This is a genomic window from Priestia sp. YIM B13489 (assembly GCF_042787645.1).
GTDB lineage: Bacteria > Bacillota > Bacilli > Bacillales > Bacillaceae_H > Priestia > Priestia megaterium.
On sequence record NZ_JBHZOQ010000036.1, the window covers coordinates 136398 to 152064 of the forward strand.

20 protein-coding genes are annotated in these 15667 nt (G+C 37.3%); 14 read left to right on the top strand and 6 right to left on the bottom strand.

What is annotated here, in order from left to right; genetic code table 11:
* Positions 1–88: 88 nt before the first annotated feature.
* From ACFX4W_RS02565 to ACFX4W_RS02590, 6 genes are all read left to right on the top strand, one after another.
* Positions 89–970 (top strand): sugar phosphate isomerase/epimerase family protein, encoded by an 882-nt coding sequence (locus ACFX4W_RS02565; protein ID WP_043981194.1) that lies wholly within the window; start codon positions 89–91, stop codon positions 968–970.
* A 252-nt stretch (positions 971–1222) separates the two neighbouring features.
* On the top strand, positions 1223–2272 hold the full coding sequence (locus tag ACFX4W_RS02570) for a LacI family DNA-binding transcriptional regulator (protein WP_043981196.1): 1050 nt from the start codon (positions 1223–1225) through the stop codon (positions 2270–2272).
* A gap of 122 nt (positions 2273–2394) precedes the next feature.
* Complete coding sequence (locus ACFX4W_RS02575; RefSeq protein ID WP_043981198.1) at positions 2395–2700, top strand: hypothetical protein; 306 nt, start codon at positions 2395–2397, stop codon at positions 2698–2700.
* Positions 2701–2819: 119 nt separating this feature from the next.
* Positions 2820–3722: an AraC family transcriptional regulator gene (locus ACFX4W_RS02580; protein ID WP_280560032.1), complete on the top strand. Its 903-nt coding sequence runs from the start codon at positions 2820–2822 to the stop codon at positions 3720–3722.
* Between the two features lie 245 nt (positions 3723–3967).
* On the top strand, positions 3968–4909 hold the full coding sequence (locus tag ACFX4W_RS02585) for a sugar phosphate isomerase/epimerase family protein (RefSeq protein WP_098965374.1): 942 nt from the start codon (positions 3968–3970) through the stop codon (positions 4907–4909).
* A gap of 63 nt (positions 4910–4972) precedes the next feature.
* Positions 4973–5689, top strand: coding sequence for a nucleotidyltransferase domain-containing protein (locus ACFX4W_RS02590; RefSeq protein WP_280560031.1), 717 nt, complete (start codon positions 4973–4975; stop codon positions 5687–5689).
* A gap of 83 nt (positions 5690–5772) precedes the next feature.
* On the opposite strand, the gene ACFX4W_RS02595 is transcribed toward ACFX4W_RS02590, so the two are convergent.
* A complete protein-coding gene (locus tag ACFX4W_RS02595) occupies positions 5773–6516 on the bottom strand; it encodes an SDR family NAD(P)-dependent oxidoreductase (protein ID WP_280560030.1) in 744 nt (247 codons plus the stop codon).
* Between the two features lie 117 nt (positions 6517–6633).
* On the opposite strand from ACFX4W_RS02595, the gene ACFX4W_RS02600 reads away from it, so the two are divergent.
* The gene (locus ACFX4W_RS02600) at positions 6634–7476 is read left to right on the top strand and encodes a LysR family transcriptional regulator (protein WP_280560028.1); all 843 of its coding nucleotides are present in this window, start codon (positions 6634–6636) and stop codon (positions 7474–7476) included.
* A 107-nt stretch (positions 7477–7583) separates the two neighbouring features.
* On the opposite strand, the gene ACFX4W_RS02605 is transcribed toward ACFX4W_RS02600, so the two are convergent.
* Positions 7584–7913, bottom strand: a complete 330-nt coding sequence (locus ACFX4W_RS02605; protein ID WP_028409479.1) for a four-helix bundle copper-binding protein — start codon at positions 7911–7913, stop codon at positions 7584–7586.
* 153 nt (positions 7914–8066) lie between these two features.
* Here ACFX4W_RS02605 and ACFX4W_RS02610 point away from each other — a divergent pair, with 153 nt between their 5' ends.
* The 3 genes from ACFX4W_RS02610 to ACFX4W_RS02620 all read left to right on the top strand — a co-directional run bounded on the left by ACFX4W_RS02610 (position 8067) and on the right by ACFX4W_RS02620 (position 10062).
* Positions 8067–8780 (top strand): DUF4396 domain-containing protein, encoded by a 714-nt coding sequence (locus ACFX4W_RS02610; RefSeq protein ID WP_043981210.1) that lies wholly within the window; start codon positions 8067–8069, stop codon positions 8778–8780.
* Between the two features lie 120 nt (positions 8781–8900).
* A complete protein-coding gene (locus ACFX4W_RS02615) occupies positions 8901–9284 on the top strand; it encodes a DUF302 domain-containing protein (RefSeq protein WP_165574871.1) in 384 nt (127 codons plus the stop codon).
* A 166-nt stretch (positions 9285–9450) separates the two neighbouring features.
* On the top strand, positions 9451–10062 hold the full coding sequence (locus ACFX4W_RS02620) for a DUF421 domain-containing protein (protein WP_280560027.1): 612 nt from the start codon (positions 9451–9453) through the stop codon (positions 10060–10062).
* Positions 10063–10131: 69 nt separating this feature from the next.
* Here the strand turns inward: ACFX4W_RS02620 and ACFX4W_RS02625 are convergent, their stop codons facing one another.
* A complete protein-coding gene (locus tag ACFX4W_RS02625) occupies positions 10132–10674 on the bottom strand; it encodes a recombinase family protein (RefSeq protein ID WP_097822914.1) in 543 nt (180 codons plus the stop codon).
* Positions 10675–10905: 231 nt separating this feature from the next.
* Here ACFX4W_RS02625 and ACFX4W_RS02630 point away from each other — a divergent pair, with 231 nt between their 5' ends.
* From ACFX4W_RS02630 to ACFX4W_RS02645, 4 genes are all read left to right on the top strand, one after another.
* Positions 10906–11106: a helix-turn-helix domain-containing protein gene (locus ACFX4W_RS02630; RefSeq protein WP_043981218.1), complete on the top strand. Its 201-nt coding sequence runs from the start codon at positions 10906–10908 to the stop codon at positions 11104–11106.
* A 222-nt stretch (positions 11107–11328) separates the two neighbouring features.
* A complete protein-coding gene (locus ACFX4W_RS02635; protein WP_043981220.1) occupies positions 11329–12795 on the top strand; it encodes a SulP family inorganic anion transporter in 1467 nt (488 codons plus the stop codon).
* A 14-nt stretch (positions 12796–12809) separates the two neighbouring features.
* A complete protein-coding gene (locus ACFX4W_RS02640; protein ID WP_237074322.1) occupies positions 12810–13217 on the top strand; it encodes a universal stress protein in 408 nt (135 codons plus the stop codon).
* Between the two features lie 197 nt (positions 13218–13414).
* Positions 13415–13834 carry a GNAT family N-acetyltransferase gene (locus ACFX4W_RS02645; RefSeq protein WP_043981225.1) on the top strand — a complete coding sequence of 140 codons (420 nt, stop codon included), beginning with the start codon at positions 13415–13417 and terminating at the stop codon, positions 13832–13834.
* Positions 13835–14100: 266 nt separating this feature from the next.
* Here ACFX4W_RS02645 and ACFX4W_RS02650 read toward each other — a convergent pair whose 3' ends face one another.
* Genes ACFX4W_RS02650 through ACFX4W_RS02660 form a run of 3 tightly spaced genes read right to left on the bottom strand, consistent with a single transcriptional unit; the run spans position 14101 to position 15321 of the window.
* A complete protein-coding gene (locus ACFX4W_RS02650) occupies positions 14101–14319 on the bottom strand; it encodes a helix-turn-helix domain-containing protein (RefSeq protein WP_013058154.1) in 219 nt (72 codons plus the stop codon).
* A 10-nt stretch (positions 14320–14329) separates the two neighbouring features.
* Positions 14330–14809, bottom strand: coding sequence for a DUF2975 domain-containing protein (locus ACFX4W_RS02655; protein ID WP_043981227.1), 480 nt, complete (start codon positions 14807–14809; stop codon positions 14330–14332).
* 29 nt (positions 14810–14838) lie between these two features.
* Entirely contained in the window at positions 14839–15321 is a 483-nt protein-coding gene (locus ACFX4W_RS02660) for a DUF2975 domain-containing protein (RefSeq protein WP_043981229.1), read from the bottom strand.
* Positions 15322–15667 lie beyond the last annotated feature (346 nt).

The following is a 15667-nucleotide window of genomic DNA, read 5'->3' on the forward strand; positions in this document are numbered from 1 at the left end:
TGTAAAAACGGTTTGCTTACAAAACAGCTTAATTAAAAATTAGGGGATGGACACGTCTGGTGTGCATAAAAGAAAGGGGAGCCTTACATTGCGTTTAGCATATGATCCGTCACATTACCGTGACAATACAAGTTTAAAAGATACGATTGATACAGTGGCAAGATTAGGCTATGAATACGTAGAGTTATCTCCGCGCAAAGATTTTATTTGGTTTTATGAATATCCAAAAGTTGATAGACAGCGTATAAAAGACTTAAAAAGATACTGTGCCGATGCGGGGGTAAAGATTTCGTCTGTGCTTCCGGTACAGCAGTGGTCTTCACCAAATGAGCAGGAACGTGAAGCGGCAGTAAGGAACTGGAAGCGTACAATCGAAATTACTTCTGAGCTGGAAGTAGATTTAATGAACAGTGAGTTCAGCGGCGACAAGAGCCGCCCTGTTGAAAGCGAAGCGGCTTTTGTTAAATCGATGGAAGAGCTGATGCCGATTTTTGAAAAAGAAGGAATTAAGCTTAACCTTCAATCGCATCCAAATGATTTTATTGAGTTAAACACAGAAGCTATTGCAATGATTCGTGCGCTGGACAAAGACTGGATTAAATTAGTTTATTCTGTCCCTCATGCTTTCTTTTATGACGATGGCATTGGCGATGTAGCAAAGCATATTGATGAAGCAGGTGATTTGCTTGCACACGTTCTGATTGCCGATACTCTTAACCATAAAGCAGCGTTTGGACTGCGCTATATTGTAAATCCACCTGATGCGAAAGTAACGATTCACCAGCATTTAAATCCTGGTGAAGGAGAAATTGATTTTGACGCACTGTATCGCAAATTAAGAGAAATTAAATTTGACGGCATCGTAACAAACTCTGTATTTGCTTACCCTGATCGACCGGAATGGTCAAACGAAGTAACGTTAAAGTCAATTAGAGAAGGATTAAATATTAAAGAAGGCCTAAACATTTAACGTGATTGACTGAAGTGATGCGAAGCATAACAAGATATGTTTTGCATCACTTTTCATGATTTATGCTTGAAAGAAGATCAGAACTTGTGGGCATAGCTAGTTTAAAATAGTCTTAATTGTTCTATTCGGACTCCATCATGATGATAAAGAGAGGCTTTATTATGCTAGTAATGTATAATAAAGATAGATGCAAAACGGATAGAACTTTTTATTATAAAATGTTAATTACTACAGATAAAGGTGAGTGAACGTATGTCAGTTAAAATGAGTGATGTGGCCAAACTAGCTAATGTAGCTCCAGCTACTGTCTCGCGAGTTCTTAGTCAGCCCCACCTAGTAAGCAAAGAAACGCAGGAAAAAGTTTTAAAAGCCATTGAAGAATTAAATTATCAGCCCCATATCATCGCAAGACAGTTTAGAAAAAAAGAAACAAAAACCATTTTAGTAGTTGTTCCTGATATTACCCATCCGTTTTTTTCTGAAGTTCTTAAAGGAATTCAGCATACGGCGATTAACAGCGGTTACCGAGTAATTTTAGGAGATACAGAAAATGACATTGAGCGAGAAGGAGAGTTTGTTGATTTATTATTCCAAAAGCAAGCGGACGGCATGATCCTTCTAACAGCCCGCATGGATAAAGACAGAATTGAACAAGTCTCCAGACAGTTCCCTACGGTTCTTGCGTGTGAGTACATTGATGGCTTAGATATTTCTACCGTATCTATTGATAATATTAGCGGGGCGCGAAAAATAACGGAGCATTTAATAAGCCTTGGGCATACCAAAATTGCGCATATCACTGGTCCTATGAATGTTATCTTAAGCCGTGATCGATTAAAAGGATACCGCCAAGCGATGATTAGCCACGATTTATCTGTGGATTCCGCTTTTATTCAAGAAGGAGATTTTAGCCTAGAGTCCGGTTATCATCAAATGATTCGCTTATTATCGTTAGAACAACGGCCAACTTCCGTATTTGTTTTTAACGATGAAATGGCGATCGGAGCGATAAAAGCCGCAAAAGACAGCGGGTTAAAAGTGCCTGAAGATATAGCTGTAGTAGGATTTGATAACTCAAAAATGTCGGATATCATTGAACCGCATATTACAACAATTGAGCAGCCTAAATATGAAATTGGAAAAAAAGCGATGGAATTACTGCTTGGATTAATGAGCGGAAAAGCCTTAGAACAAAAAAAGTTTGTATTAAAAGATGAACTAATCGTACGCGAGTCTTGCGGAAGTAAAGCTACAGTGAAAAATTTTATCCAGCTTGAAGGCTCAGCTAAGAAAATTAACTAGTGCTGTTTACATGCTATGATGTTTTTTGCTAAGAAGTAAACAAGAGAGACCATCATCTTTGTCTTCTCTTGTTTACAGCAAAGCGGAAGGAATACTCTGATAAAAAAGAGAAGGTGACTTTAGTGAGGATTAAGGGAACAGTATTCAAAAAAAGAACATATCCAAAGCATCACTATAAAAGAATGGATCATCTTTCTTTTTTAGAGGTGAAAGATAACATCTCCTTTGATGGCGATGCACTGAAAATTCTTCCTGTTCTTAGCCAAAAATCAATGGAATGCTGGAGTATCGGAGATGAAATTGATGTGGAAGGTGAAATGAAGTATATTCGCATCATTACTTCATTAGGAAAACTCAGCCTGCTGCCTGTTCCGGTGTTTATCGTCAAAACAATTAAAGAAATAAAACCATCTTCTGTAACTAGTTAAGCTGTCAGACATAAAACGGCTAATCATCGTCATCAATCATGTTCACATTTTAACGGAATTTAAATTCTGAAATTTCTTATAAATTACAGATTCCTTCAGATAAGAAGGGGGTGAAGCATATGACAGCTAATCTTATCGCGGGGAAAATTTCTTTAAATGAACGTGTCCATCGTACACAAGGAAACGGAGCGTCTTTTCACGTTCACTATTGGGGAGTTATGCCCAAGCACTATGATAATGTCCCTCATAAGCACTCTTTCTTTGAGGTGTGTTACGTGCTTGAAGGGAAAGGAATTTATATAGACGACGGGCGTCCCTATCCGGTAAAAGAAAATACACTATTTCTTTCAAAGCCCGGCGTATTACACCACATAAAAAGCGATAAGAGTCTTTTTCTCTTGTATGTAGGCTTTGAACTGGTTGAATCAGAATCAACTGAAAAGTGCATCAAGCTAATAGAAGAAGCTAAACGATGTTCTAAAGTAGTAATAGATGTAAAAGAAGATGGAACGGCTCCGTTCATTTGGAAGTTTCTTTTGAACCATGCCGCAAAAGGAGAAGATGTCTTTTTTGAAGAAATACTAACAAATTTAGCTCATTCTCTTATTCTTTCGCTCATAAATACTTTTGTTTTTCCTTTAAATTACCATTATCAGAAAGCTGTTCAAAAGACATCTTCTTTAACCCTTAATCTTGCAAAATTATACATTAAAGATAATCTAGCCAATTCTATTAAACTTACGGATACAGCGACTCATTTACACCTATCTAGCCGGCATCTGTCTCGTCTCTTTAAAACTGAATTAGGTGTCAGCTACTCGGAATATGTACAAAATGAAAAAATTAAAAGAGCTGTGATACTGCTCAAAACAACTGATTTATCGATTAGAGATATTGCTCAAGAAACAGGATTTCCAGATGTTCACTACTTTACGCGGGTTTTTACAGCTTCAATGCGCAGTTCACCAGGACGTTTTCGTAACCTATATACAAAATTAAAAACAACTGCATATAAAGATTAGCCAACTCTTCTTTGCTTACATGTGTCCCAAGCAGAGGAGAGTTATTTTTATGGAATAAAACTAATAAGGGTTCAAAAATGTCCTGAAAAGATAAAAAGTAGTCTTCTTAAAGCAAAGACGATTAAGATTCGGAATTATATAATAATAGCTATACTTTATTAAAATTAAATAAAAACGTTTACAATCAGTGTTTTTAGCTTATTGAGATTAAAAGCTGCGGACGAAATTTTTAGGAGGAGAAGACAATGAAATTATCTTATGTAACAGACAGTTTAGGACATTTGCCTTTTGAAGAAATGTTAGATGTAATCACAGAGATGGGAATCAATACAATCGAAATGACCACAGGGGGTTGGTCTCCGGCACCTCATTTAAAACTAAATGAATTAGTAGAAAGTGATGATAAGAGAAGTGAATTTTTACATGCATTAGAAAAGCGTAACATCAAGCTTTGTGCGTTAAACTGTTCTGGAAATCCTTTAGATCCAGGTGAACTGGGAAGAGAACATCGGGAAGTAACGGATAAAACGTTTGAACTGGCAAAGTTATTAGGTGTAAAGAAAGTGATCATGATGAGCGGATTACCAGCCGGAAGTCCTGAAGACAAGATTCCAAACTGGATTACGTATACAGTAAGCTGGCCTCCAGTGTTAAAAGAGATTTTAGATTACCAGTGGAATGAAGTAGCCATCCCCTACTGGAAAGAGCTCGTTAAGAAAGCTGAAGCCTGCGATATTGAAAAAATCGCTCTTGAAAACTTCAGCTCTCAACTAGTCTATAACCCTGAAACGTTATTTAAACTTCGTAATGCGGTAGGACCTATCGTAGGATTAAATTTAGATCCAAGCCACTTAATCTGGATGGGCGCAGATCCTATTTTGTCAGCTAGAGAATTAGGAGCAGCCATTCACCATGTTCATGGAAAAGACGTGCGCCTTGAGAGACATCTATCAGGAGTGAACGGAGTGATGGAAACAAAAGAAGTGACGGATGTAGCAAATAGAGCCTGGAATTACGTGGCCGTAGGCTGTGGTCAAGATTTACAGTGGTGGAAAGAGTTTTTCTCTGTTGTTAAGATGATGGGCTATGATGAAGAAGTTTCTTTAGAAATGGAAGATTTAACAATGTCAGTTGAAGCAGGGGTTCGAACTTCTATTCAGGCATTAAAACAAACGCTTAGCTTTTAATTTAAAGGAATTTCCACGTTCTAACCAGAAAAACAATATATATTGTTTTTCTGGAGGAATACGATGAAAGAGCTAAAAAGGTTAGAACCGCTGCAAGCAGCTACACAATTCATTTTTAAACATTACCCTAACTGTCAAGGCGCATTACTCGCCGGGAGCGTGGTGAGAGGAGAAGCTACCCACACGTCTGACCTTGATCTTGTTATTTTTGATGATAATTTTACTTCTTCTTTTAGAGAGTCCCTCATTGAGTTTGGATGGGCAATTGAAGTTTTTGCTCATAATCTGACTTCATACCAAGCCTTTTTTAAAAGCGATTGTAAGAGGGCTAGACCTTCACTCCCAAGAATGATTTCCGAGGGAATTATTTTAGAGGATAAAGGAGTGATGCAGGCTATAAAAAAAGAAGCTGCACAATTACTAGAAAAAGGCCCAGAAAAATGGCCGGAAGAGACGATTAGATTAAAAAGATATTTTATAAGTGATGCCTTAGATGATTTAATTGGTTCTTCAAATAAAGGTGAATCACTTTTTATCGCCAATACGCTCGCTTACATAACGCATGAATTTGTTTTAAGAACAAACGGTCATTGGATCGGGGATTCTAAATGGATTGTTCGGTCTTTGAATGACTATAATGAAGGCTTTAGTAAAGAATTTGTAGAGGCATTTGATACCTTTTATAAAACAGGGAATAAAGATAAAGTAATTCAACTGGTGGATAAAGTGTTAGCACCACATGGAGGCCGGCTGTTTGAAGGGTTTTCACTGGGGAAATAGAGGTTGAATCAGTAGCCTTGTTAGAACCCCGCTACTATTGCTTGCTAGTAGTGGGGTTATTTTTTAGGAATATTCACGTATGCTTAAAGAGCTTGCCCGTTATCAATCGTAAATACTTGGCCCGTCACGGACTCTTGCTTTAACTGAAACAGAATAGCATCTGCGATATCTTCAGGAGAAGAAATGCGCTGAAGAGGTAGATTTCCTGCAAGCTGATACATTTTATCTTCGTTGCCAGACCACCATCTTGTGTCGACTGCACCAGGAGAGATGCAGTTTACTCGAATATTTGGTGCCAGTGCAATCGCTAACGACTTAGTCATCGTATGAATCGCTGCTTTTGTTGCTGCATAGGGAATAGAGGAGCCGGTTCCAGTTGTACCCGCAACGCTTCCTACATTAACAATCGCCCCTGACTTTTGCTTTTTCATATGTGGAACGGCTGCTTTTACACAGTGAAACATGCCTTTTACGTTTACATCATATAAAGAGTTCCATATGTCATCCGTTGCAGACTCTAAGTCATTCATGGGGATTTGAGCTGTAATACTAGCGTTATTCACTAATCCATCTAACCGTCCGAATTGTGTAATGGTTTGATGAATCATTGCATTTACTTCTTGCTCGTTGGCTACATTCGCTTTAAAAGCAAACGCTATGCCTCCTTTTTCAGCAATCTCCTCTACACCTTTTTTCGCTTCTGTTTCTGAGTTGCTGTAGTTTATAACAAGTTTCGCGCCCATGTCAGCTAACTTTAAAGCCGTTGCTTTGCCTATACCAGTGCCGCCGCCCGTAATAATAAATACTTTATTTTTAAAATCGATCATTTCTATAAACCTTCCTTTCTCTTAACATCTTTTATTATATCTTCGATGGAAAAAAGGATATAATAGGTAATACTAAGAGAGGTATCATTTAAAATGATAGCAACGGAGGAATTAAAATTGGAAAGCCAAGACTTACGAATGTTCAAATGTGTAGCAGAAGCAAAGTCACTATCAAAAGCTGCGGAGGTATTAGGATATGTGCAGCCGCATATCAGCCAGCGGATTAAAAATCTAGAGGAAGAATTAGACACCAAATTATTGATACGTACGAATCGAGGAGTTACGTTAACAAACGAAGGGGAAGCTTTGTTTGACTACGCACAGCGTATTTTACGTTTAATGGAGGAAGCTAAAGCAGAAGTTAATCCGAATAAGTTTAAAAGATCCTTGATTATTGGTGCCTCGCAGACGATTTCCGCTATTAAAATTCCTTCTTTATTCTCATCTTTTCTGAAAGAACAACAAAATATTGAAGTTAAAATAAAAACAGATAGAAAACAAGTCTTACAAGAAATGCTCTCGTACGGAGAAATTGACGGACTTTTTCTTAGCGGTATCTATAATGAGGCTCAGTTTGAAACGGTTTATCACTATGCAGAAAAAATGGTGCTTATTTCACCTCTATCCGCAGAGAGAGTAGAAACAGGTCAACTAACGTTACTCATTAATAGTGATGTAAACTGCATCTATAGAAACAGACTATTAGAGTTTTCAAAAGAACATCATATACATAAAGCCAATATTATGGAATTTGATTCATTAGAAGCTATTTTACAAGGCGTTCGTGATGGAATAGGCATGAGTGTAGTCCCGGCTAGCGTAGTAAATTCTCGTGGTGATATGAAAAGCATTGAATATCAAGAGCTTTCAGAAGACGTTCATATTGATTTTGTAGTAAAGAAAGGGAAGCAGCGCTCTCAAAGTCTTAAAAAGTTTATTCATTTTTTAGGGAGTCTATAGATTCTGTCCTGAGGTGGCGTGATGTCTTCTCTTTTCCAATACATTAAAAAGAACCCTTAATGCCTGAAATGCGCTTCAAGGGTTCTAGCTTTCTTATGTTCCAAAGATTATGCAGCTAATTTTCTACACTCATCCGCGCATTTCAAGCAAGCTTCCGCACATTTTTGACAGTGGTCATGATCGTGTTTCTTACACTCATTTCCACATTTTTCGCAAATTTCGGCGCAAACCCCAGCCAGTTCAGCAACGAAAGGAGTTCCTCTTTCTAGAGCTTGTTCTAAATATCCGCAAATATCTGCACATTCTCGATCAAAACGGATACAGTCCACCATCATACCCACATTTTCTTCTTTTAGACAAGCATCAAAACAATGGTTGCAGGCACTCATACAGTCATGGAGCGTTTGAATAACAGTTTGATAATTTTCGTTAGACATTGTAAAATTCCTCCTTATTTTTTCTTCTCTCTATTACATTAGACTATCGTTTGGTTTATTAAACATAATAAAAATGAGCAGGTGGTCTTTTATGTTTAAATATAGGGGTGGAGGGTATGTAGTTGATAGATAAATCTTAAAGGAGTGTAGTACATGAGCTGGCTAGAAATACTTTCTTATATAGCTATTGCAATTGGAATTATTCAATTTTTAGTTATTACAATCGACGTGATCAGGCATCCGCAGATGATGTTTGTGATGAATATTGTGTGGCCTATTACGGGTCTCTATTTTCCTGTCGCCGGGATATGGTTTTACTTTAAATTAGGGCGTAAAGATCGAAAAAAACAGAATCACGCTCATCATTCCTCTGAACATATGCACGGTAACCATGAAGATCATCATGAGCACCATCATAGTGAAAAGCCTTTTTGGCAAAGTGTTTTTGTATCGACTACGCACTGCAGCAGCGGGTGCTCGATTGGAGATTTAATTGGTGCACCGATTGTATTTTTAACAGGATGGACGATTGCTGGAAGCGTACTTTTTGCGGATTACGTAGCGGAATTTATTCTTGCTTATATAGCGGGAATTGCTTTTCAATACTACGGCATGAGTATGAAAGATACTAGCTCAAAAGAGGAGTTGAAAAATGCGGTAAAAGCGGATACGTGGTCTCTTATTGCCTTTGAAATCGGGATGTTCGGCTGGATGGCTCTATCACATTATGTCTTTTTTGCACAGGCACCCAAACCAGACAGCGCGGTCTTTTGGTTTATGATGCAAATCGCCATGATCATTGGCTTTTGTACAAGCTATCCAGCTAACTGGGTACTTGTTAAAAAAGGTGTAAAACATGCGATGTAATTTTACTTGGGGCTGCTGCCGTTGATATCAGGTTTAAAGCTACTGGATGGGGCAGAATAGTATCAACTCCCAGTTTCCTGTGAAAAAGGAAATCATTTTAATTTAACAGGAGGAGATTTGATGTTTGATTACACGGTGAAAACACCGAAAAGCTTAGAAGAAGCGATTAGTTCTCTAGAAGAAAACTTAAAAAGCGAAGGGTTCGGTGTGTTGTGGAATTTCGATTTAACTGCAAAGCTACAGGAAAAAGGGCAGGACTTTCATACACCGTTTACAGTATTAGAAGTGTGCAATCCGAAAGAAGCTCAGCGAGTTCTATCGCAAAATCTCTTAGTAGGATACTTTCTGCCTTGTAAAATGGTTGTATATCAAGATGGAAGTGAAACGAAGATTGGCATGCCTAGGCCTACGGCGATGATTAATATGCTTCATAATGAAGAGCTTCAACGACTGGCAAAAGATATTGAAGCAAGGTTAATCCGCTGTATTGATCAATCGGTGTAAATGTCACTCAGAGAAAAAATATCAAAACAAAAAGATACCTCAACGGTATCTTTTTGTTTTTTAAACTTATTAAGATATGAGAAGTGGAAACGAAATTTTTAATACATGAATAATTTGCTTTCAGTTGCCTACTCTAAAAGCAAACTGTAGTAAAAAGGATGATATTATGAATTTTATCTGGCAATCTGCAATCTTAATTTTATCGGGAATATTATTACTAAGAATAGCGGGGAGAAAATCGATTGCTCAAATGACGCTCGCTCAAACGGTCGTTATGCTTTCTCTAGGTACCATCATCGTGCAACCCATTGTTGAAAAAAGTATGTTAAAAGCGATTGGCGGGGCAGCTATCTTTGTTCTTGCTATTTTAGTTTTAGAGTATTTACAATTAAAATTTAATGGGTTTGAAAAATTTCTGACAGGTAAGTCTAAAATCGTTATAAATAATGGTCAATTAGATACTAAGCAGCTTAAAAAATTACGTTTAACCGCCGATCAATTAGAAATGAGATTACGAAATGCAGGCATATCAACTATAAAAGATGTTAAAACCGCAACAATTGAACCAAATGGACAGCTAGGGTACGAACTTCAAGAAGATGCAAAACCATTGACTGTAGGTGATTTTAAACAGTTAATGGAATTATATATGCCATCCTTTTCTCAAACCAGCGTCCCTGCCCAAACTTTACATAACAAAGTGTCGTCTAACCCTTCTTCAGATATATTTGAAGAAATTGATCACGGTTCTAAACCAAACCCTAAATACCTTCAGTGATACAGTCACTAAAAAAGACGGCCTTTTATCCGATAAAAGACCGTCTTTTTTGCATGTGTTTTTACTGCTTCAGTTATCTAAGTAACGGTATAAAGTCGTCTTGCTTATACCTGTAGCTTCTGTAATTTGAGCAATTGTATAGTTTTTACTCCAGTACATGTCAAGCGCTCGATGGACGTTATAGTCAGGCTTTTTTGGACGGCCGCCGCTTTTTCCTTTTGATTTTGCTTCTTGAAGACCGGCTTTTGTGCGCTCGCTGATGACGTCATGCTGAAATTCTCCAATACGTTTAATGGTACTGAAAAAGGTTTTTCCTTGTGGCGTGGACGTATCAACGTCATCCAAAATGGATACAAAGTGAACGCCATTGTCAAAAAGATATTCAATTAATTCAATGAGGTGCCGAGTAGAGTCTGCAATACAGTAAAATTTATACACAACGACTGTATCGCCCGGCTGAAGCGAGGCTACCATCTCATCAAATTCTACTCTTTTCTTTATGGAGTTTGTTTTTTCTTGATAAATTTTATCGCAATTAAAAGGCTGCAATGCCTGTAACTGTTTGTCCACATTTTCATCTTCGCTGTATGGACGGGTATAACCAATAATCACTACACCATCTCCTGCACGGATTGTTTATTTATATTTACCTATTGTACCAAATTCCTTCCACCCATAACATTTCTTTTCAGTATAGAAAGGAGCGTAGTTCCGAAAAAGATCGTTTTTGGTACAAAAAATGATAGACATTTTGAATTAGGTCTGCTAGAGTTTTAGTTGTTAACAACGTCTCGGCTTCTATGAGAGTTGGAAGCCACTTATAAAAGAAAAGCGAGGTGTAATATGGATAAAGAGACCATTAAACTGATTCGAATAAGCTACAATTTAAATCAGCGAAATTTTGCTAAAATGGTAAACTGCAGCTTTTCACTCATTGCGTTAGTGGAAGTTGGGAAGAGAAGAATTACAGAGGACTTAGAGAATAAAGTGAAAGAAGCGTTTGGATTAAATGAGGAAAAAATAGAGGCGCTGATTTCTTCTTAATCATGTTCTAGTTAAAAACGTAGTGGAACTGTATATGAATGCAACTTTTCAGTAAAGCGGAACATAATAGAAATAAACAAACCGCCTTTACGCATTTTTATATATCCTAAGTACCATAAACGTTCTATTTTGGTTCTTTATTTTATCATTTCCGCTATTCGAAAGCTAGAAAAGTTGTTATAAATGCTTTTTAGTATAGAAAGAAAGGTGTTTTTGGTTATCATGTTCAATAAATTAAAAATGGAGTGGTTTGGCAACGTAAAAGGAGATATCCTTTCAGGTATTGTCGTAGCGCTTGCCCTCATTCCAGAAGCCATTGCTTTTTCCATTATTGCAGGAGTAGATCCGATGGTAGGTTTACACGCATCTTTTTGTATCGCAGTTGTGATGGCCTTTGTAGGAGGGCGTCCTGCCATGATTTCAGCAGCTACCGGTGCGATGGCTCTGCTGATGGTGACGCTAGTAAAAGAACATGGAATGGAGTATTTATGGGCAACGACTATTTTAACGGGTGTGATTCAACTCCTGTTTGGCATTTTTAAAATTGCTCGCTTTATGAAATTTATTCCTCGCTCCGTGATGGTTGGGTTTGTGAACGCATTAGCTATTTTAATTTTTATGGCACAAGTTCCGCACTTTGTAGGAATTTCAACAATGACGTATGTGTTTGTTGCGCTAACACTTGTCATTATTTACGTATTACCCCGATTTACAAAAGCGGTGCCTTCTCCATTAGTAGCGATTGTCGTTATGACAATTGCAGCTATTTTCGGAGGATTCAATTTGCGTACAGTAGGAGACTTGGGAGAGATTACAAAATCGCTGCCGATCTTTTCTATTCCTAACGTTCCTTGGAATATGGAAACATTGTCCATCATCTTTCCAACAGCGCTAGGGCTGTCTATTGTTGGATTAACAGAATCGCTGCTAACAGCATCGATTGTGGATGATATGACAGATACGTCTAGTAATAAAAATCAAGAAAGCAGAGGGCAAGGAATTGCGAATATCGTCGTTGGGTTCTTTGGCGGTATGGCCGGCTGTGCGATGATTGGTCAAACCGTTATTAATGTAAAATCAGGAGGACGCGGTCGTTTATCAACGTTTGTAGCGGGTCTATTTCTAATGTTTCTCATTTTGGTGCTCGGCGACTGGGTTGTCAAAATTCCAATGGCTGCACTAGCCGGGGTCATGATTATGGTATCAATCGGAACATTTGACTGGTCTTCACTTCGTACACTAACCAAAGTCCCTTTAACAGATACAGTCGTGATGCTTGTGACCGTGATTACCGTTGTAGCAACCCATGATTTATCAAAAGGAGTTATTGCGGGTGTTATTTTAAGCGCAGTTTTCTTTGCGGCTAAAATTTCAAAGCTAGACGTGTCAGCAAAAGAATCGGAGCACCGAACGGTTTACAAAGTAAAAGGTCAGCTGTTCTTTGCCTCTGTAGAAGACTTTGTAAACTCATTTGCGTTTACAGAAAAACAAGATCAAATTTTAATTGATTTTTCAGAAGCGCATATTTGGGATGACTCAGCCGTAGCGGCTATCGACAAAATCGTACTGAAGCTAAAAGAACAAACGTCTGCTGAGGTGAAGCTGACAGGTTTAAATGATGTAAGTGAAGAGTTGCTTCAAAGGTTAGCGACTTACAATAAGCCGAGCGCAAGAGCATCAGCTCATTGATAGGGGGACAATGAATGTATCAAAAAATCTTGTTAGCTGTAGATGGGTCGGAACATTCAAAAAGAGCCGCGGAGCATGCGATACAAGTTGCTTCTTTCATACCGCAATCACAAGTAGAAATTATTTCGGTTATTGACTTATTAAAAGCGAAAACCGAGATTTTACATGGAGAGCTGAAACAAAAAAGACAGCAAGCGCTCGAAGAAATAAAGAGCTGCTTTGAAAAGAAGCAGATAGCGTATCAGCTTAAAATAGAACGCGGCGATCCTGGGCCAACCATTGTAGACTACGCCAATAAAAACAACTTTAATCTTGTTGTAATAGGAAGCCGCGGCTTAAATTCTCTTCAAGAAATGGTGCTAGGCAGCGTCAGTCATAAAGTAGCTAAACGAGTACACTGTCCGGTTATGATTATTAAGTAAATGAACGTAGGTATTGTAGGTACAAATCGTAGACGATTTGTACCTTTTTTGCGTTTGAATATAGCAGTTGACGTTTATAAATCATTACTAACATGTATGATACTTTTTATCGTATACACATACTCGTAATAATCTGCCAAGGACTTTTGTTTTTGAAAAAAGAAATAGTTTATATAAAAATAAAAGGAGGAGGTTCCATGAAGATTTCCCTTTCAAATTCTATAGAAAATGTTGAGTGGTCGAGAATGAAAGAAATTTATCACTCGGTAGGATGGACGAACCATAATGAAGAAAAAATTAAAAAAGTATTTCAATCAAGCAACGTAGTAGCTATCGCTTATGATGAAGATAATATAGCAGGGTTTGGGAGAGCTCTTTCAGACGGTGTGTTTAATGCTGCCATTTATGATGTTGTGGTTGACGAGCAGTATCAAAACAAAGGCATTGGACAGAAAGTTATAAAAAACTTACTTGCTCAGCTTGACGATATTTCCTGCGTTCATCTTGTTTCTACAGCAGGTAATGAAGAGTTTTATAGAAAAGCAGGATTTCGGAAAATGAAAACCGGGATGGCTCGTTATTTAAATCGAACCCTAGCAGAAGAATATTTGGAATGAGTTATGTGTTAGATTTTAAACCAAGGGACATTTTAGATTATGTACCAAATGAATAAGAGGACGTAGAAAAATCTAATGTGTTCCCTTTTGAAGTGCAAATATTTCAAATTGCATCACACTTTTTGTTACCAATATTAATATAATTCTCAATCGAGTGCTCTAATTAAATAAATCAATAAAAGCAGAGAAGGGACAGCAATTAAGCTGCCCCTTCATTTTAATTTCACTACCTCATCATCATGGTTGAAGAAATTTGATGTCTTTTATTATTGATTGTCTTCGTCACTTTTGTACTCCAAAATATCACCTGGCTGACAATCCAAAGTCTTACATATCGCTTCTAATGTTGAAAAACGAACCGCTTTTGCTTTCCCATTTTTCAGGATGGAGAGATTCGCCATAGTAATTCCAACCCTCTCTGAAAGCTCCGTTACGCTCATTTTTCGTTTTGCTAACATCACATCAATATTAATAATAATTGCCATATCCTCCACCTCAGACCGTTAAATCATTTTCTGATTTTATGTTAATCGCTTCTTGCAAAAGCCTTTGGAGAACAGCAGCAAAAACTGCGATAACCAACGAAGCAAAAGGAATGACCATTCCAACAAATATGAGACCTGGGGCATCATCTTTATCTGCCACGAGATAATAGACGGGCAAACCTAAGACATGCAAACTACAGATGGAAATGGCGCAGTATTTGATGCTCATTAAAATTCGAACAGACAATTCGGAGAAAGCAATGTTCTTGTCAATATAACTCAACAGTTTAACAGCTTGATAAAGGGCCAAGTAAAAAGGTAATGTTCCTCCATATAAAAGGATGAAAATGATATATTTTATGGAATGAATACCTAAGAACTCCGCTACCGCATCTGCCAGTTCAGGAACTAGAAATATGCACAAAGTAAGAACCAAAATTCCAATGAGAATAACTGCTATCTTTAAAAATAATGTGGTTGCTATCTTCATAAAAAACACCTCTTCTATATTTCGAAATATTAATTGTTTTTTTTGTGTGAATCCAGGAGATTCTTTATAGGTTTTTGAAACACGTCCACAATGGCTGCGATGATACTTGTTGCCAAGATACTCATTAGACCTAGAGATATTGGACCTGCTGCATCATCACCTGTGAATTGAGCATGCACCCTTAAATAAACTATTGCTAACAAAATAAACAAAATGACAGTAAAAGTGCATTTTTTTATTACCTTTAAAGATTGAAGAGATAACTCAGAGAAAGCGTTATTCTTCTCGATATAGGTTAAAAGTTTAACAGCTTGATAACACGCCAAAGAAAATGTAATACATATTCCATATGTACATACCAACAGTGGATATAACGAATAATCACCAGGACGCTCTACAGCATCTCTTCTGGCTGCGTCAGGCAACAACAATATGCATGCGGCAAGCACTGCAATTCCAATCAGAAAAATTATTACCTTTAAGAAAGTGGTAGAATCTCGTTTAACATTCATAAAAAACACCTCACTTATTTAATAATAATATGAATTTAACACACGATTTATCGTTTTACAATAAAATATTATCGTTTTTTATTATATTATTGTTGTTATTGAAATATCCTTTTAATTTTAAACAAAATAAAAAGCATTTCTCACTACAAAGAAATGTTCTTACTTTAGAAGGCTGAATTTACAAATTTTTCAACAAAGCTTCCAAAATCAACAACGAAAGATATCAGAACCTACTTAAAATAAATAATATCCTTAAAACTCACTAAATAATTCATGGTTAAATTCAAATAATTATTCCATAGTGGAGAAGTTTTATGCGAATTCCTGCTTGAATTTGAGGGGGAAT